Genomic DNA, 18,022 nt, shown 5'->3' on the forward strand with positions numbered 1-18,022 from the left:
GAGTAGGCCGCTTTCTATCAGATCTCAATGACTCCTTCAAAGACCTTCTGGACATTACCGGTCATAAACACCGCCTGAGGGGTGTAGCGGATCATCAGCTCACCGCCCAGCAGTTTGACATTGATGTCCTTGTTTTCCAGGCAATGGCCCCGCAGCACGCTGGCTACCGCAGCAGCGCAGGCGCCGGTACCGCAGGAGAAGGTTTCACCGCTGCCCCGTTCCCACACCCGCATCTGGATGGTGGTGCGGTCCAGCACACGGACAAACTCGGTGTTGACACCCTGGGGGAAGAGGGGGTGGTGCTCAAAGAGCGGGCCGATCTCCGAGAGAGGGAGATTGTCCAGGTTGTCGCAGAAGACCACGCAGTGGGGATTGCCCATGGAAAGACAGGTCACTTCATATTCCTTGTCACCCACGGTGATGGTGCGGCCCACAGCGTCTGCGCCGGGCAGATTCACCGGAATCTGATCCGGGTTCAGAATGGCCTTGCCCATGTCCACCGTCACAGAAGCCACCGAGCCGCTTTGCACATACAGATGCAGGCTGCGGATGCCGCTGAGGGTTTCAATGGTCATATCCTGCTTTTGGACAATGCCCTGCTCATACAGGTATTTGCCCACACAGCGGATGGCGTTGCCGCACATTTTTCCCTCGCTGCCGTCCAGGTTGAACATGCGCATCCGGGCATCGGCTTTCTGAGAGGGGCAGATGAGCACCACGCCGTCGCCGCCAATGCCGAAATGCCGGTCGGAAAGGAGCACGGCCAGGCTTTCCGGACTTTCCACATGCTGGTCAAAGCAGTTGAAATAGATATAGTCATTGCCGGCTCCCTGCATCTTGGTGAAGCGGAGGGAGACACGCTCCTTGCGCATATGGTTCAGATCCACAAGGCCGGTGCTGTGCTGGCTGTAACGGCTGCGCAGACTGTCGGCCAGGGCAGAAGCAGTGTCCATGGAAGTCAGGCAGGGAATACCCAGTTCCACAGCCTTCCGGCGGATCTTCACGCTGTCCAGCCAGGGCAGGCGGCCCTTGGAGGAGGTAGAGAGGATATAGCTGATCCGGCCGCTTTCCAGCAGTGTGGCAGTGTTTTCATCGGACTCGTGGATTTTGCTGACCACATGAGCGGAGAGACCGGCCTCTTCCAGCACCCGGGCAGTACCCTGGGTGGCATAGAGCTCAAAGCCCAGGGAAGCAAACTTCCGGGCCAGGGCGGCCACTTCGTGCTTGTCGGTGTCGCACACGGTCAGCAGCACGCCGCCGGTGCGCTCCATCCGGTATCCGGCACCGATCAGGCCTTTGTACAGAGCCTCTTCCAGAGTCTTGCCAATGCCCAGCACTTCGCCGGTGGATTTCATTTCCGGCCCCAGCTGTACATCCACATCGGTGAGTTTTTCAAAGCTGAATACCGGAACCTTCACTGCCACATAGGGGGGCGGGGGATACAGGCCTGTGCCGTAGCCCATGTCGCCGAGTTTCTCACCCAGCATGGCCCGGGTAGCCAGGTCCACCATGGGAACACCGGTGACTTTGCTGATATAGGGGATGGTGCGGGAGGAACGGGGATTGACCTCGATGACATAGATCTCCCCTTCATGGATCAGATACTGGATGTTCACCAGTCCCCGTGTATTCATGGACAGGGCCAGATCCCGGGTATAGGAGATGATCTTTTCCACCTGCAGGCCATTCAGGTTCCAGGCCGGATAGACGGCAATGGAGTCGCCGGAGTGCACGCCGGCCCGTTCCACATGCTCCATGATACCGGGGATGAGTACATCTTCTCCATCGCAGATGGCATCCACTTCCAGCTCAATGCCCATGAGATATTTGTCAATGAGCACCGGGTTTTCGATTTTGTGAGACAGGATGATTCCCATGTATTCTTCGATATCATCGTCGCTGAAAGCAATGATCATATTCTGTCCGCCCAACACATAGGAGGGACGCATGAGCACCGGATAGCCCAGGCTGCGGGCAGCGTCCAACGCTTCTTCCTTGGTCATCACCGTCAGGCCCTTGGGACGGCTGATGTGGAGTTTTTCCAGCAGGGCGTCGAACCGCTCCCGGTCTTCCGCCATGTCGATGCTGTCTGCCGGAGTGCCCAGGATGCGCACGCCCTGGCTCTCCAGGAAGTTGGTCAGCTTGATGGCGGTCTGGCCGCCGAAGGCTACTACCACGCCCACCGGTTTTTCGGTTTCGATGATGTTCATCACATCTTCCGGGGTGAGAGGCTCAAAATACAGCCGGTCACCGGTGTCAAAGTCGGTGGACACCGTTTCCGGGTTGTTGTTGACGATGACCACATCATAGCCGGCTTTTTTTAGCGAGCGGACACAGTGAACCGAAGCGTAGTCAAACTCGATGCCCTGACCGATGCGGATGGGGCCCGAGCCAAAGACGATCACCGTCTCTTTGCCGCTCTGGTGCTCTGCGATAAACTCGGCCGCCTCGTTTTCTTCATCGTAGCAGGAGTAGAAATAAGGGGTTTCGGCATCAAACTCAGCGCCGCAGGTGTCTACCATCTTGAAGGAAGCGGACAGATGACAGGGCAGTTTGGAGCCGGAAATGCTCTCCAGCACTTTGTCCGGGAAGCCCAGGCGCTTGCCTTCCCGGTACTGTTCTTCGGTGAGGGAAACACCGCAGATGGCGTTTTCATACCGGGCGATGTTCTGGAGTTTATGCAAAAACCACAGGTCGATCTTGGTGATGTCGTGGATCTCCTGGGGGGAGAAGTCCCGCTTCAAGGCTTCATAAATGACAAACAGACGCTCGTCGTCGCACACGCTGATCTGGGCCCGCAGCTCGTCATCGGTGAGCTTTTGCAGCTTGGGCAGGGTCAGGCTGGAAAGGCCGATCTCTGCACCCCGCACCGCCTTGTGGATGGCGCTTTCGAAATTCTGGGCAATGGCCATCACTTCGCCGGTGGCTTTCATCTGGGTGCCCAGCAGACGCTTGGCGTAGACGAATTTATCGAAGGGCCACTTGGGCAGCTTGACGGCCACATAGTCCAGGGTGGGTTCAAAGCAGGCGCAGGTCTTGCCGGTGACGGCGTTGGTGATCTCGTCCAGGGTATAGCCGATGGCGATGAGTGCGGCTACCTTGGCGATGGGATAGCCGGTGGCTTTGGAAGCCAGAGCGGAGGAACGGGACACACGGGGGTTGACCTCGATCACGGCGTATTCAAAGCTGTCCGGATTCAGGGCAAACTGGCAGTTGCAGCCGCCTTCGATACCCATGGCGGTGATGATGCTGAGGGCCGCCGAACGAAGCATCTGGTATTCTTTGTCCGAGAGGGTCACAGCCGGGGCGATAACAATGCTGTCGCCGGTGTGGACGCCCACAGGATCGAAGTTTTCCATGGAGCAGACGGTGATTACATTGCCCTTGCTGTCACGCATGACCTCAAATTCGATTTCCTTCCATCCGGAGATGCATTTTTCGATGAGCACCTGGGTGATGGGGGACAGGCGCAGGCCGGCGGCAGCGATGTGACGCAGTTCTTCCTCATCTTGGGCGATGCCGCCGCCGCTGCCGCCCAGAGTGAAGGCGGGACGGACGATGACAGGATAGCCGATCTCCTTGGCAAAAGACAAAGCCCCTGTCAGGTCGGTGACCACTTTGGAAGGAATCACCGGCTGACCGATGCTCTCCATGGTGTCTTTGAACACCTGGCGGTCTTCGGCCTTGTCGATGGTCTCCGGATTGGCGCCCAGCAGCTTTACATTGTGCTCTGCCAGGAAACCGTCTTTGGCCAGCTCCATGGACAGGTTCAGGCCGGTTTGTCCGCCCAGGGTGGACAGAAGGCTGTCGGGTTTTTCTTTTTCAATGATCCGTTTGACGGTGTCCAGGGTCAGCGGTTCGATGTAGATCTCATCGGCCATAACACCGTCGGTCATGATGGTGGCCGGGTTGGAGTTGATGAGCATGACCTCCAGCCCTTCTTCTTTCAAGGCCCGGCAGGCCTGGGTACCGGCGTAGTCAAACTCAGCGGCCTGGCCGATGACAATGGGGCCCGAGCCGATGACCAGTACTTTTTTGATATCCGGGTTTCTGGGCATTATCGCATCTCCTCCATCCGTTTGATAAATTGGTCAAAGAGAAATTGAGTATCCAGGGGGCCGCCGCAGGCTTCCGGATGGAACTGAACGGTGAACACCGGAGCGTTTTCATAGACGATGCCTTCACAGGTGCCGTCATTGGCGTTGACCATACTCACCTGAGCATGGGAGGGGAGGGCATCGCTGTCCACAGCATAGCCGTGGTTCTGGCTGGTGATATAGACCCGGCCGGTGGCAATATCCCGCACCGGCTGGTTTGCACCACGGTGGCCGTATTTCAGCTTGACGGTTTTGCCGCCCTGGGAAAGGGCCAGCAGCTGATGGCCCAGGCAGATGCCGAAAATGGGCACACCCGATTGATAGAGCTTGCCGATCTCATGGATGATCTGGGTGTTTTCCGCCGGATCGCCAGGACCATTGGAGAGCATGATGCCATCGGGAGAATAGGAAAGCACTTCCCCGGCCGGAGTGTGAGCCGGAAGGGTCAGCACCTCGCAGCCTCTCTTCACCAGGCTGCGGCGGATATTCTCTTTGGCGCCGAAGTCCATGAGCACCACCCGGAACCGGGGCTCTTCCGGGGAATCGGTGCGGGGGCTCTGGCAGGTGACATGATCCACTGCGTTCTGGATGGTGTAGCCCCGCAGCTCTTCCAGAATGCCGGGAAGATCGGAGATGTCCTGGGTGATCTTGCCATTCATTACGCCCTGGCGGCGGATCAGTTTGGTCAGCCGGCGGGTGTCGATGCCGTAGATGCCGGGAATACCGCTTTGCTGCAAAAAGGCATCCAGGTCGCCCTGGCAGCGGAAATTGGAGGGCTCATGGCACCATTCCCGCACGATGTAGCCCTTGACCTGCACCTTGCTGCTTTCAAAGTCCGGGGGAATCACCCCGTAATTTCCCACCAGGGGAAAGGTTTGCACCACGATCTGTCCGTAGTAGCTGGGATCGGTAAGTGTCTCCAGATAGCCGGTCATACCGGTGGTGAAGACGGTTTCGCCGCAGGTATTTGCCACAGCGCCGAAGGCTTTGCCCTCCATCACTGTGCCATCCTGAAGCACCAGATAGGCTTTTTGATCCATATATAAATTCCCTTCTTTTCCGATTATTCAAATTGGTTTTTATGATGATCCTGTCCCACATCGATGGGATATTCTCCGGAGAAGCAGCCGGTGCAGAAACGGGCACGGCTGGTGTGGCAGGCCTCTTTCAGCCCCTTGATGCTGATATAACCCAGGCTGTCGGCGCCGATGTGCTGGCAGATCTCCGGGATGGACATTTTGTTTGCGATCAGATTTTCTTCACTGTCGATATCGGTGCCAAAATGGCAGGAATGGGTAAAGGGCGGGGCGGAAATGCGCATATGCACTTCTTTGGCTCCGGCCTGCTTGAGCATCCGCACGATCTTGGCGCTGGTGGTGCCCCGGACGATGGAATCGTCCACAAGAACAATGCGTTTGCCTTCCAGGTTGGCCCGCACCGGATTGAGCTTCAGGCGCACGGCCGCATCCCGCTGGGACTGGGAGGGGAAAATGAAGCTGCGGCCAATATACCGGTTTTTCACAAAGCAGGGAATATAGGGCAGGCCGCTTTCCTGGGAATAGCCCATGGCGGCCTCCAGACCGCTGTCGGGCACGCCGCACACCAAATCGGCTTCCACCGGATATTCCCGGGCCAGCTGGATGCCCATGTTGTACCGGGCTTCGTAGACGCTGAGCCCATCGATCACAGAGTCGGGACGGGCAAAGTACACATATTCAAAAATGCACAGACCTTTGTTGTCTTTTTCCAGTATCTCGCAGGCAGTCAGGTTGCCGTTGGGGTCGATGACCACCATTTCTCCCGGCTCGATGTCCCGGATGAAGCGGAAGCCGGCGCTGTCCAGAGCGCAGCTTTCCGAAGCAATGGCATGGCCATGGTCATTTTGGCCCAGACACAGAGGACGGAAACCCCAGCCGTCCCGCACGGCGATCATTGTACCGTCGGAGGAGAGGACGATCAAAGAAAAAGCTCCTCGCAACTGACGGGCCGCTGCCGTCACGGCCACCTGGAGATTGCCATTGCGGATGATCTCATAGGCGATCAGAGCCGAAATGACCTCGCTGTCCGAGGTGGCGGAAAAGGCGCAGCCGTACTGGGAGAGGAGCTCTTTCAGTTCACCGGCGTTGACGATGTTGCCGTTGTGGGCGATGGCAATGCGGCCCCGCAGAAATTCGGTGACCACGGGCTGTACATTGGCGCAGCTGTTGCCGCCGGTGGTGGAGTAGCGCACATGGCCGATGCCGATGCCCGAGGCGGGCAGCTTTTTCAGGGTGTCACCGTTGAACACTTCGCTGACAAGCCCCATATCCTTGTGGCACAAAATGGCGTTTTTGGAAAGCACAGCAATACCGGCGCCTTCCTGGCCCCGGTGCTGCAAAGCCGACAGGGCGTTGTAGGTGATGCCGGCGGCTTCCTGGATGTTGATGTGCACTCCAAATACGCCGCATTCTTCGTGTAATTTGTCTCCCAGCATTGGTGATCCTCCATCATTTGGAATAAACAGACTCTTTGAAAAGCCGGCCCTTTGGGAAAAAGGCCGGCAGGCACCGGGCCCCGGGAATGTGCCGGGGCCCGGATCGGGCAGGCGGCCGCAGCCGCTTTTTACATAACCAGGTACTGATCCCGCTCAGCGCCCACAGAGACATAGGTGATCCGGCAGCCCACGGCCTTCTCCAGATAGTGGATGTAGTCCAGGGCTGCGCGGGGCAGATCCTGCACCCGGCGGCAGCGGGAAATGTCGCACTTCCAGCCAGGCAGGTAGTCATAGATGGGCTTGGCGTTTTCCAGGTCCTCGCCGGTGGGGAAGTTGTCGGTGCGCTTGTCGCCCACCTGATAGGCAACGCAAACCGGGATCTTGTCCAGATAGGAAAGGACATCCAGCTTGGTCAGAGCGATTTCATCAGCGCCCTGCATGCGCACGCCGTAGCGGGAGGCAACGCAGTCAAAAGCACCCACCCGGCGGGGCCGGCCTGTGGCAGCGCCGTATTCGCCGCCGGCTTCCCGCAGACGGTCGGCCTCTTCGCCGAACAGTTCCACAGTGAAGGGGCCCTCGCCCACACAGGAGGAATAGGCCTTCATGATGCCGATGCTCTTGCTCAGCTTGTGGTTGGGAATGCCTGCGCCGATGGGAGCATAGGCGGCAATGGTGGAAGAAGAAGAGGTGTAGGGATAGATGCCGAAATCGATATCCCGCAGCGCACCCAGCTGGGCTTCAAACAGGATCTTCTTGCCGGCCTTTTCCGCCTCATCCAGGTAGACGCTGGTGTCGCAGACAAACTCCTTCAGAGGATCGCCGTAGGTGCGCAGCCAGCCCATCACACCTTCCACGGTGATGGGTTCGGCATGATAGCCCCCTTCCACAAGCAGGTTTTTCCATTCCACGGCGCTTGCCAGCCGCTTTTCCATGGCGGCGGGATGGAGCAGATCGCCCATGCGCAGCGCCCGCTTCATGTATTTGTCTCCATAGACCGGAGCGATGCCCCGGCGGGTGGAGCCGAACTTGGCATCGCCCAGCCGGTCCTCTTCCAGGTTGTCCAGCATTTTGTGATAGGGAAGGCAGATGACCGCTTTGTCACTGATCTTCAGGTTCTTGGGGGAAACAGGAACCCCGGCGTCCCGGAGGTTTTTGATTTCGCCCATCAGATGCTCCAGGTCGATGACCATGCCGTTGCCCATCACATTGACCACTTCCGGCCGCAGGATGCCCGAAGGCAGCAGGTTCAGAATGAATTTGCCCAGGGGATTGACCACGGTGTGGCCGGCGTTGTTGCCGCCCTGGTAACGGACGACGATATCATAATTCTCAGACAAAAGGTCCACCATGCGGCCCTTGCCCTCATCGCCCCAGTTGATGCCGGTGATCGCAGTAAGCATAACAGTTTCCTCCCGATATTCCAAAATGATCTGGCTGCAAAAAGCAGGCGTCCATTAAAGGACAAAAGCACTCTTCTTTTCCCCTTTAATGAACGCCTTTGTTCATTTCATAAATTATATAGTACGCTAAAGTGCCCGTCAAGAGATTTTGCTTTTTTTCCCAGATATTCCATGGAGTTTTGTCACTTTGACGCCACTGGAAGAAAAAAGATGGCGGAAAAAAAGCAGATTGACCAGAGCGGAAGAGAATTGCGGGAAAAAGGGGAGGCTGGTATACTGAAAGGCAAACAGACGCCGGGAGGCGGGAGAGGATGGATGCAGGGTGTATACATTGATTTTGAACGGTTCCCCCCGGAGAGGGGGGGACACCAGTGCGCTGATCGGCGCTTTCTGCCGGGAGATCAGGGGACAGGTGGAGCAGATCGATGCCTACGGGATGAAGATCTCCCCCTGTGTGGACTGCCGCCGCTGCGCCGGAGGCGGAGGGTGCGTTCTGAATGATGGAATGCAGGAGATCTATGAGAAGGTGCGTATGGCCCAGGTGCTGGTGCTGGCCTCGCCCCTTTATTTTTCCACCCTTACCGGTCCGCTGCTTTCTCTGTGCAGCCGGTTTCAGGCCCAGTATATGGCCAGACAGAAAGAAAAAAGAGGATGGGAACAGACCAAAGGCGGGCTGGTGCTGCTCACGGGCGGCGGCAGCACCAAAGATCCCTCCTGTGCTTTTCAGACGGCCCGGATCGTTCTGCGGGAGATGGGGGCAGGACAGATCCGCCAGGTGGCCAGCATCGGCACCGATCACCTTCCCGCCAGAGAGGATGAAGAGGCGCTTCGGCAGGCTATGGCGGCGGCCCGGGAGTTCAATTCCATGTTTGCGTAGGAGCCGGAAAAGACTCAGGCGGTGAGCACACCGTTTTCTCCGGTGAGAAGCAGCAGGATGTTTTCCTCTTCTCCCGTCTGGGTGTTGAGATAAACCAGGCACTCTGCCCCATCGGAGGTGGAACAGAGAAATTCATAGCAGTCGATCTCTTTGGCTCCTGCCGAAGGGATGATGGCCTGGCCCCGGCGCTTGACGGTGAGAAGAGGGGAAAGCAGGGTTTCGGCTTCCTCGATGGACAGAGCGGAAGGGGTAAACTCCCGCGCCCGGTGATTCATCACATAGCCCCGGCTTTCAAAGCCCAGGATGGTGCCGTTGTCCAAGGCCACGGTGACCTTAATAAGGTCAGGGTAAAGCAGCCGTCCTTCTTCCACCGGAGCGAAGTTCACCATCACAGTTCCCTGGTTTGTTTCATAATAGCTTCGGCACATATTGGCATAGCCCCGGCTGCGGAGAAACTCCTGGGCAATGATGGCGCCCTGTTCCGGGGAGAGGGTGGGAGCGGTGAGCGCCCGGCCATCGGTGAGCAGCAGCGCCCGGCCTCCCTGCTTTGTCAGCAGCAAAGAGATATTTTCCCCTTCCAGGCGGTAACAGGGGATGGTGCCTTGGGTTTCACCGGTGACGGTGAGCGCATCCTGGGAGAGACCGCAGAAGGCTGCGCCCTGGGTGAGGGCCTCTTCCGGAGACAGTACGGGCAAAGACTGAAGGGCCAGCGGCTCCAGCTGATCCAGATGGTCGGAAAAGGGGCCATCATAGGTGAGAGAAGGATAATCCTCCTGTTCCGGGGCATCGGTGTCAAAATCCCCGGCGGATACGGCCTGCTGGGGAAAATGCAGGTTTTGTCCCAGATCGGCCTGGGTGGACAGAAGCTCCAGGGAGAGCCGGTCGGCGGCCTGATGGAGCGAGGTGAGTGTGTCATATTCCTGCCCTGTCAGGGCCGTGTCCCGACCGATGAGGGTATAGGCATATTCTCCCGTCTGGTTGATGAATTTCTGAACCGAAGCAAGTCCTTCCGTTTCCGGCGGCAGGGAAGAGAGGGCTTGGGAAGCCGCGGCGGCTTCCCTCCAGATCTGGGACGACATCTGTGAGAGCATGGATGATGTGCCGCAGCAGCGGGCCTTCTGCAAGGCGGTCTCCAAAGAAGAAACGCTGCTGACCAGCTGGGAATAGGCTTGCTGACGCAGCTGCACCTCACGGCGCTGGGACTCTTCCCAGCGGAAGCGGAAGAAAAAAGCGGCAGTCAGAGAAAGAAGGCTGACACAAAGCAAAAAGCTGATCAGACGCTTTTGGGGGACGGTCTCATACATGACAATAAGCTCCCTTCACGGCAGTTTCAAAAAGCATATTCTTATCTTTTGTAAAAATGGAGGAATTATCCCGGTAAAATCCCCAAAGCTCTTGTCCCAAAGGACCCCATGTGTTAAAATCACTTTATATGCCTGTGGGACATTTCCCCAAGGAGGAAAGGAAAAATGGAGTTTCATTTTTTGGATAGATTTCAGCAGATGGCTCCGCCGGCCGGCGGCGATGTGCTGAAAATGGCATCGGCCCCCGGGGTGATCCCCTTTTCGGCGGGCAACCCTTCGGCGGAGACCTTCCCGCTGAAGGAAATGGAGCAGGTGACAAAAGAGCTGTTTGCCCGGCAAGGAGCGGCCGCCCTGTTCCAGTACGGCCTCAGCGAGGGCTATGGTCCTCTGCGGGAGCTTCTCCAGAACCGGATGGTGGGCAAACACGGCACGGGCCGGGAATTTGACCAGCTGATGGTCACCAGCGGCGGACAGCAGGTCATTCAGCTGTTCACCCGTCTGATGGTGGAGGCGGGGGATGCTGTGATCGTGGAAGAACCCACCTTTATGGGAGCGCTGAACACCTTCCGCTCTGCCGGTGCCCGCATTCGGCCGGTGCCCATGGAGCCGGACGGTATGGACCTGGATCGGTTGGAAAACCTGCTGAAAGAAGAAAAGCAGATAAAGTTCATCTATGTGATCACCACCTTCCAGAACCCCACCGGCTTTTCCACCAGCATGGAAAAGCGGAAGGCTATCTATCAGCTGGCGCAGAAATACGATGTGATGATCCTGGAAGACAATCCTTATTTTGAGCTGCGGATCAGCGGAGAATACCAGCCGCCCCTGAAAAGCCTGGATGAAGAGGGCCGGGTGATTTTTGCAGGGTCTCTTTCCAAGATATTGTCTCCTGGCGTGCGTCTGGGTTACGCCCAGGCCCACAAGGATGTGATCGCCCGTATGACAATGTTGAAACAGGCCGGGGATGTCCATTCCAACCTGTTTTTCCAGGCGGTGGCGGCGGAGTATTTTGCCCGGTACGATCTGGATGCCCATATTTCTGCCTGCACAGCTCTTTATAAGGAAAAGCGGGACCGGATGCTGTCGCTGCTGGAAAAGAATCTTCCGGAAGGGGTCACATTCTCCCGGCCGGAAGGGGGCCTGTTTGTCTGGCTCCAGCTGCCGGAGGGGCTGGATGGGACAGATCTTGCGGCCCGCTGCGCCCAGAACAAGGTGGCCGTGGTGCCGGGGGCTGTTTTTCTGGCTGACAGCACACAGGTTTCGGCCGGTGTGCGGCTGAACTATTCCACCCCCAGCCATGAGCAGATCGACAGAGGCGTGGAAATACTGGCAGGATGTGTCAGAGAGATCATGGGTTAGGATGTGAAAAATAATGATGGAAGAAAAAATAGAACAGAAACAGGAAACCCAGGCCCAGCAGGCTCCCCGGCCCAAAACGGTGTTCAGCGGCGTGCAGCCCTCGGGTAAGCTGACCTTGGGCAATTATCTGGGAGCCATGGGCAACTGGGTGGCTTTGCAGGAGGAAAACCGGTGCATTTTCAGCGTGGTGGATCTTCATTCCATCACGGTGCGCCAGGAGCCGGCGGCCCTTCGCCGTCAGACCCTGGAGGTGCTGGCCCAGTATATGGCCTGCGGCATCGATCCGGAAAAAAGCCTTCTGTTTATCCAGAGCCATGTGTCGGCCCATGCCGAGCTCTCCTGGGTGCTCAACTGCTATACCATGTTCGGCGAATTGTCCCGCATGACCCAATTCAAGGATAAATCCAAAAGCCATGCCGATAATGTGAATGCGGGATTGTTTACCTATCCTGTGCTCATGGCTTCCGATATTCTGCTGTATCAGACCGATTTTGTGCCGGTGGGGCAGGATCAGAAACAGCATGTGGAGATTGCACGGGATATTGCCGAGAGATTCAACGGCATTTACGGCAATGTGTTCACCGTGCCCGAGCCCCGCATTGCGGGAACCGGCGCCAAAATCATGTCCCTGGCCGATCCCACAAAGAAGATGAGCAAATCGGACAAAAACCAAAATGCCTTTGTGCTTCTGATGGACAAGCCCGAGGACATCATGCGGAAATTCAAGCGGGCCGTCACCGACTCCGGCAGCGAAGTGCGCCGGGGAGAGGGAAAGCACGGAGTGAACAACCTGATCGCCATTTACAGCGCGGCCGTAGGCTGTACGCCGGAAGAAACCGAAGAACGCTTTGCCGGCAAGGGCTATGGCGACTTTAAAAAAGCGGTGGGCGAAGCGGTGGTGGAAGTGCTGCGCCCGGTGCGGGAAAAAACAGAAGATCTCCTGCGCAACAAGGATTATCTGGAAAAGGTTTATACCCAGGGCGCAGAAAATGCGTCCCGCATTGCCGGGCGCACCCTGGAAAAGGTCTATAAAAAAGTCGGGTTTATCAAGAAACCCTTCTGATGGGAGCTTTGAATAGAAATGATAGACAATAGTGTTTTGATCACATCCTTTTTTGCCTTCAGTGTGGCGCTGGCCATTTCTTTTGCCATGACGCCCATTGTCAAGCTGTTTGCCAAAAAGGTAGGGGCCATCGATGTGCCCAAAGACGCCAGGCGGATGCACAAGGTGCCCATTCCCCGGCTGGGAGGCCTGGCTATTTTCCTGGGTTTCCTCATCAGTATTCTGCTGTTCGGCCGTATCGATCCCCAGATGAAATCCATTTTGCTGGGTGCGGTGTTCATCGTCATGCTGGGTGTGGTGGATGATATCCACCCCCTCAAACCGCTGGTGAAGTTCGGCGGTCAGATCGTGGCGGCTCTGATCCCGGTACTGTCCGGTGTTGTGGTGCAGCGGCTGATGAATCCCTTTGGCGACGGGAAGTATTTTGAACTGGGGCTTCTGGCTGTGCCTCTGACGGTGATCTGGATTGTGGGCGTCACCAACGCCGTCAACATGATCGACGGTCTGGACGGTCTGGCCGTGGGCGTTTCCACCATCGCCACCGTGACGGTGTTCACCATTGCCGTGCTGGTCAGCGAAAGCTATATCGCCGTGACCATGGCCGCTCTGGCCGGCGCCTGCATGGGCTTCATGCCCTATAACATGAACCCTGCCAAGATCTTCATGGGGGATACCGGCTCCATGTTTCTGGGATATTTGCTGGCCACCATCTCCATCCAGGGCCTGTTCAAGTTTTATGTGGGCATTTCCTTTGCCGTGCCCTTTATCATCCTGGGGCTGCCCATCTTCGATACCACTTTTGCCATCATCCGCCGGCTGCTGAAGGGCCAGAGCCCCATGCACGCCGACCGGGGCCATGTGCATCACCGGCTTATCGATATGGGCTTTGACCAGAAGCAGTCGGTTGCTATTCTGTATATGCTCTCGGTGGTGCTGGGCCTGTCCGCTGTGGTGCTGGCCACCAGCGGTGAGGTGAAGATCATCATCCTGGCCGTGGCCATTCTGGCTTCGGTGCTCATCGGCCTGAGCGTCACCGGCCACGATCAGAAAAAGGAAAAAGAGCAGCTGGAAAAAGAGCAGGACGAGGGGACGGACGACGCCCCGGGAAGCGAGGAAAAGCATGGATAAGATCAAAGTGATGTCGGTTTTCGGCACCCGGCCGGAAGCCATCAAAATGGCGCCTCTGGTGAAGGAACTGGAGAGCCGGGAGGAAGTGGAAAGCATTGTTTGCGTCACCGCCCAGCACCGGGAAATGCTGGATCAGGTGCTGGAGGCTTTCCAGATCGTCCCGGACTATGATCTGGATATTATGGAGCCTTCCCAGACATTGATGCGCATCACCGTCAAAGCCCTCACCGGCCTGGGAGATGTGCTGGAAAAGGCAAAGCCCGATCTGGTGCTGGTCCATGGCGATACCTCCACCACCTTTGTGGCGGCTCTGGCTTCTTTCTATGCCAAGGTAAAAGTGGGCCATGTGGAAGCGGGACTGCGGACCTTTGACAAATATTCCCCCTTCCCGGAAGAGATGAACCGGACCCTGACCACCGATATTGCCGATCTGCATTTTGCACCCACCAAGGCCAATGTGGCAAACCTCCATCGGGAGGGTGTGGAGAAAAATGTCTATATCACCGGCAATACCGTCATTGACGCGCTGAAAACCACAGTGCGGGACAGTTACACCTTCCAGTGCCAGCGGCTCAATGAGATCGACTATCAGAAGGAGCGGGTGGTGCTGCTCACAGCCCATCGCCGGGAAAACTACGGCGAACCCTTCCAGAATATCATGGACGCCGTGCGTATGGTGGCGGAGAAAGAGCCGGATGTGCGCTTTGTCTATCCGGTGCATCTCAGCCCCTATGTGCAGCAGATGGCCCGGGACAACCTGGGGAATATACCTAATGTGGACCTGGTGGAGCCGTTGGGCGTGATGGATATGCATAACCTGATGGAGCGGGCCACCTTGGTGATGACCGATTCCGGCGGTATCCAGGAGGAAGCGCCTTCCCTGGGCAAGCCGGTGCTGGTGCTGCGCCGGGAGACCGAGCGGCCCGAGGCTGTGGAGGCCGGCACAGTGCGTATGGCCGGCGTGGAAGCCAAAGAAATTGCAGAGAAAGCATTGAAATTGCTGAACGATCCGGAGGAATACGGCAAAATGGCCCGGGCAGTCAACCCCTATGGAGACGGTGAGGCCTGCCGCCGCATTGCCGATGCGATTTTGTATGCCTTTGGAAAAGCAAATCAGCCCCCCGAGGATTTTACGCCGGGCACCGAGGAATAAGGGAGACCCATGAAAAAGGGGAAAATGGCTCAGGCGGTGGCGGCCGTCACCGCCTTGCTGCTGGTAGCGGTGCTCATCAGCTTCTATCTTTCTATGGTGGAGATGGAACCGGCCGGGACGATCACCCTTCCTTCTTCCCAAGGTTCTGTTTCTGCCGATCCGGACAAATTGGGGGAAAATGGGCCGTTGGTGGACGGGGTGCAGGTGAATGAGTCCAATGTTCTTTCTGTCATTGCCGCGCTGCACCGGCCCAAGGAATACACCTATGAGCTGGAGAGTACCCTTTCCTATCACAGCGCAGAGGATGTGCTGCGCATCAAAGGGGCCGTGCAAGGCCGCCGCAGTCATATCCAGCAGCTTTCGGAAGGCGGATATGTGGAAAAGGAGATCATTATTGCGCCCTCCGGTTATTATGCCTGGCGCAGCGGACAGGTCAATCCCTATGTGGGGACACTGGGACAGAGCCTTCCTCAGGATGGGGAACTCACCGCATTTTATGATGATGCCAGCCGGGTGCCCACTTATGAATCGGTACTGGAGCTGGATCCGTCGCAGATCCTGGAAGCCGGATATGTGGAAAAGGATGGAGAAGCCTGCATTTATGTGAAGGTGGAAAACGCTCTGGCCGGTACCCAGGACAGCTATTATATCGCCGTTTCCAATGGCCTTTTGTACCGGGCGGAAAGTGAGAAAAAAGGCATGACCACCTATTCCATGAAGATGATCCGGGTCACAGTGGAGGATGTGCCTGAGAGCCGGTTTCAGCTGCCCAATGGTCAGATCGTGGAAGAGGAGTAACGGTTCTTCCGGTGTTTTTGCAAGATCTTGATTGCCATGAAAGAGTCGGTTATGTATATGGCCCCGGCGATACTGCCGGGGCTGGGTGCATCGAAAAAAGTGTGAGAACCACTTTTTTCGGATTTTTGCAAGGGTCTGCGTGCACGCCTTGGGCGCACACTGGCCCCTTGAGAAGTGCAAAAAGCCACGCGCAGGTCGCGACTTTTTGCGAATCCATAGGGAGAGGACGAACGGTTTCTTTTCGTATATGGATTTTCGAGAGTTTATGCCCCGGCGATACTGCCGGGGCTGTTTTTGAGTCAGATTGTTTTGGGGGACAACAGAACACAATGACAAATGACATGACAAAAGGCAGCCCCATGAGGCTGCTGCTGGCCTTTTCCATTCCTCTTTTTATCGGGAATGTGTTTCAGCAATTTTACAGCATGGCCGATACGGTGATCGTGGGACGCACCATTGGCGTGCAGGCTTTGGCGGCGGTAGGAGCTACCGGTGCCATATCCTTTTTGATCCTGGGCTTTGCCCAGGGGCTGACCAGCGGCTTTTCGGTGATGGCAGCCCAATGCTTTGGCGCAGGAGAAGAGGAACGGCTTCGGGACAGTGTGGCCACTTCCGTTTTGCTGTGTGTGGGAAGTACTTTGGTCATCACCGTTTTGGCGGTGGTCACCGCCCGGCCGCTGCTGGAAGTGATGAATACTCCGGGAGATATCATCGACGATGCCTGGCGGTATATTGTGGTGATCTATTACGGTATTGGCGCCGCCATTTTTTATAATATGATCTCCGGCATTATCCGGGCGGTGGGAGACAGCCGCACGCCGCTGTATTTTCTCGTCATCGCCTGCATCATCAACATTATTCTGGACTACGCTTTTATCACCTTTTTCGGCATGGGCGTGGCCGGAGCTGGTTGGGCTACGGTCATTGCCCAGCTTCTGGCCGGACTGATGTGCCTTTTTTATGTGAAGCTCCGGTTCCCTGTGCTGCACCTGAAAAAACAGAACTGGCATTGGGACAAAGGCTTTGCCTGGCAGCATCTGCGGGTAGGGTTGCCCATGGCTTTTCAGTTTTCCATCACAGCGGTGGGGGTCATGGTGCTGCAAACGGCCCTCAATGGCTTCGGGTCTACGGCGGTGGCCGGGTTTACCGCCGCCACCAAAATCGAGAATCTGGCTACCCAGGCTTTGGTGACACTGGGGGCGGCCATGGCCACCTATGCGGCGCAGAATTATGGCGCGGGGCAACCCCGGCGTATTCGTCAGGGCGTGCGGGCCAGCGGAAAACTGGCTCTGGTGTTCAGTCTGGTGGGCGGAGCTCTGGTGATGATTTTCTGCAAGGGACTGGTAAGCCTTTTCCTGGGAGAAAACGACGGCGCTGTAACGGCCTATGCCCAGACCTATCTGAACATCGTAGGGCCATTCTTCTTCATTCTGGGGCTGCTGTTTATTTTCCGCAATACCTTGCAGGGAATGGGATTCGGAGGCATTCCTCTGCTGGCCGGTGTCAGTGAGTTGGTAGTTCGTGTGGCGGCGGCCATGTGGCTGGCCGATGCCTGGGGATTTGACGGTGTGTGTGCGGCAAGCTCCATTGCCTGGGTACTGGCCACCGCTCTTTTGCTGGGTGGCTATGTTGTCATTTTGAATAAAGTGGAACGGTATCCGGCCCAATATGGCCGTATGCCTGCAAACAAGGAGGAGCAGGAATGAAGCTGCGGGAATACCGGCCGGAGGATTGCACACGGCTGATGGATCTGTTTTGGGACTCGGTGCATGGGGCTGCTTGCCGGGATTATACCCCGGCCCAGCTGGATGCCTGGGCTCCCCGGGAAATGGACGAAGAGCGCTGGGGCAGAATCTTTTCCCACCACCGCACCTTTGTGGTGGAGGAAGGGGAAAAAATCTGGGGATTTGCCACTTTGGACGGGGATTATTTCGATCATCTTTTTGTCAGCAGCACGGCTCAAAGGCGGGGCGTGGCCAGGTGCCTGGCCGATCGGATCGAGCAGACCGCCAAAGAACAGGGCTTTTCCTGTATTTCGGTGCACGCTTCCCTCACGGCCCGGCCTTTTTTTGAGAAACGGGGCTATCGGATGCTGAAAGAGCAGCAGGTGGAGCGCCGGGGCCAGCGGCTGACCAATTTTGTGATGGAAAAGGATCTGTAAACAAAAAGGCCCCCAAAGGGCCTTTTTTCATACTGTCAAGAAATTTATGCAGCAAAAAAACTATCTGCCCTACCCCTCATCAATCTGTAAAAAACGGCGACCTGTGCGTCGGTTTTTACACCTCTCAAGGGGCAAGTGTGCGCCAAAGGCGTGCATGCAGACCCTTGCAGAAGCTCGAAAAAGTGGTTTCAACCACTTTTTCGATATTC

Annotated in this window: 13 protein-coding genes; 8 read left to right on the plus strand and 5 right to left on the minus strand. The window is 56.9% G+C overall.

Annotation, left to right across the window (positions count from 1 at the left end):
• Positions 1-17: 17 nt before the first annotated feature.
• The 4 genes from carB to H6A25_RS06805 all read right to left on the minus strand — a co-directional run bounded on the left by carB (position 18) and on the right by H6A25_RS06805 (position 7,970).
• Positions 18-4,058: a carbamoyl-phosphate synthase large subunit gene (carB, locus tag H6A25_RS06790; protein WP_204751212.1), complete on the minus strand. Its 4,041-nt coding sequence runs from the start codon at positions 4,056-4,058 to the stop codon at positions 18-20.
• Positions 4,058-5,137 carry a carbamoyl phosphate synthase small subunit gene (locus H6A25_RS06795; RefSeq protein WP_204751213.1) on the minus strand — a complete coding sequence of 360 codons (1,080 nt, stop codon included), beginning with the start codon at positions 5,135-5,137 and terminating at the stop codon, positions 4,058-4,060. Before H6A25_RS06795 ends, carB begins: the two co-directional genes overlap by 1 nt.
• Positions 5,138-5,160: 23 nt before the next feature.
• Positions 5,161-6,570, minus strand: a complete 1,410-nt coding sequence (gene purF, locus H6A25_RS06800; RefSeq protein ID WP_204751214.1) for an amidophosphoribosyltransferase — start codon at positions 6,568-6,570, stop codon at positions 5,161-5,163.
• A gap of 128 nt (positions 6,571-6,698) precedes the next feature.
• Positions 6,699-7,970, minus strand: coding sequence for an adenylosuccinate synthase (locus H6A25_RS06805; RefSeq protein WP_204751215.1), 1,272 nt, complete (start codon positions 7,968-7,970; stop codon positions 6,699-6,701).
• Between the two features lie 322 nt (positions 7,971-8,292).
• Between H6A25_RS06805 and H6A25_RS06810 the strand changes: the two genes are divergently transcribed.
• Positions 8,293-8,847 (plus strand): NAD(P)H-dependent oxidoreductase, encoded by a 555-nt coding sequence (locus H6A25_RS06810; protein ID WP_204751216.1) that lies wholly within the window; start codon positions 8,293-8,295, stop codon positions 8,845-8,847.
• A gap of 14 nt (positions 8,848-8,861) precedes the next feature.
• Here H6A25_RS06810 and H6A25_RS06815 read toward each other — a convergent pair whose 3' ends face one another.
• The gene (locus tag H6A25_RS06815; RefSeq protein WP_204751217.1) at positions 8,862-10,151 is read right to left on the minus strand and encodes a PepSY1/2 domain-containing protein; all 1,290 of its coding nucleotides are present in this window, start codon (positions 10,149-10,151) and stop codon (positions 8,862-8,864) included.
• Between the two features lie 165 nt (positions 10,152-10,316).
• Between H6A25_RS06815 and H6A25_RS06820 the strand changes: the two genes are divergently transcribed.
• From H6A25_RS06820 to H6A25_RS06850, 7 genes are all read left to right on the plus strand, one after another.
• Complete coding sequence (locus H6A25_RS06820) at positions 10,317-11,510, plus strand: PLP-dependent aminotransferase family protein (protein WP_204751218.1); 1,194 nt, start codon at positions 10,317-10,319, stop codon at positions 11,508-11,510.
• Between the two features lie 13 nt (positions 11,511-11,523).
• On the plus strand, positions 11,524-12,573 hold the full coding sequence (gene trpS / locus H6A25_RS06825) for a tryptophan--tRNA ligase (RefSeq protein ID WP_243423273.1): 1,050 nt from the start codon (positions 11,524-11,526) through the stop codon (positions 12,571-12,573).
• An 18-nt stretch (positions 12,574-12,591) separates the two neighbouring features.
• Complete coding sequence (locus H6A25_RS06830) at positions 12,592-13,701, plus strand: MraY family glycosyltransferase (RefSeq protein ID WP_204751219.1); 1,110 nt, start codon at positions 12,592-12,594, stop codon at positions 13,699-13,701.
• Entirely contained in the window at positions 13,694-14,854 is a 1,161-nt protein-coding gene (gene wecB / locus H6A25_RS06835) for a non-hydrolyzing UDP-N-acetylglucosamine 2-epimerase (protein ID WP_204751220.1), read from the plus strand. The genes H6A25_RS06830 and wecB overlap by 8 nt, the downstream gene beginning before the upstream one ends.
• Before the next feature lie 9 nt (positions 14,855-14,863).
• Positions 14,864-15,652, plus strand: a complete 789-nt coding sequence (locus H6A25_RS06840) for a hypothetical protein (protein WP_204751221.1) — start codon at positions 14,864-14,866, stop codon at positions 15,650-15,652.
• A 359-nt stretch (positions 15,653-16,011) separates the two neighbouring features.
• On the plus strand, positions 16,012-17,358 hold the full coding sequence (locus tag H6A25_RS06845) for an MATE family efflux transporter (RefSeq protein ID WP_243423274.1): 1,347 nt from the start codon (positions 16,012-16,014) through the stop codon (positions 17,356-17,358).
• A complete protein-coding gene (locus H6A25_RS06850) occupies positions 17,355-17,813 on the plus strand; it encodes a GNAT family N-acetyltransferase (protein ID WP_204751223.1) in 459 nt (152 codons plus the stop codon). The genes H6A25_RS06845 and H6A25_RS06850 overlap by 4 nt, the downstream gene beginning before the upstream one ends.
• Positions 17,814-18,022 lie beyond the last annotated feature (209 nt).

Source organism: Intestinimonas butyriciproducens (genome assembly GCF_016901775.1).
Lineage (GTDB): Bacteria > Bacillota > Clostridia > Oscillospirales > Butyricicoccaceae > Pseudobutyricicoccus.

Coding starts and splice junctions, on each gene's coding strand:
- trpS (WP_243423273.1), top strand. CDS start 11,524: ATGATGGAAGAAAAAATAGAACAGAAACAGGAAACCCAGGCCCAGCAG.
- H6A25_RS06840 (WP_204751221.1), top strand. CDS start 14,864: ATGAAAAAGGGGAAAATGGCTCAGGCGGTGGCGGCCGTCACCGCCTTG.
- purF (WP_204751214.1), bottom strand. CDS start 6,570: ATGCTGGGAGACAAATTACACGAAGAATGCGGCGTATTTGGAGTGCAC.
- H6A25_RS06820 (WP_204751218.1), top strand. CDS start 10,317: ATGGAGTTTCATTTTTTGGATAGATTTCAGCAGATGGCTCCGCCGGCC.
- H6A25_RS06815 (WP_204751217.1), bottom strand. CDS start 10,151: ATGTATGAGACCGTCCCCCAAAAGCGTCTGATCAGCTTTTTGCTTTGT.
- H6A25_RS06845 (WP_243423274.1), top strand. CDS start 16,012: ATGAGGCTGCTGCTGGCCTTTTCCATTCCTCTTTTTATCGGGAATGTG.
- H6A25_RS06795 (WP_204751213.1), bottom strand. CDS start 5,137: ATGGATCAAAAAGCCTATCTGGTGCTTCAGGATGGCACAGTGATGGAG.
- H6A25_RS06805 (WP_204751215.1), bottom strand. CDS start 7,970: ATGCTTACTGCGATCACCGGCATCAACTGGGGCGATGAGGGCAAGGGC.
- wecB (WP_204751220.1), top strand. CDS start 13,694: ATGGATAAGATCAAAGTGATGTCGGTTTTCGGCACCCGGCCGGAAGCC.
- carB (WP_204751212.1), bottom strand. CDS start 4,058: ATGCCCAGAAACCCGGATATCAAAAAAGTACTGGTCATCGGCTCGGGC.
- H6A25_RS06850 (WP_204751223.1), top strand. CDS start 17,355: ATGAAGCTGCGGGAATACCGGCCGGAGGATTGCACACGGCTGATGGAT.
- H6A25_RS06830 (WP_204751219.1), top strand. CDS start 12,592: ATGATAGACAATAGTGTTTTGATCACATCCTTTTTTGCCTTCAGTGTG.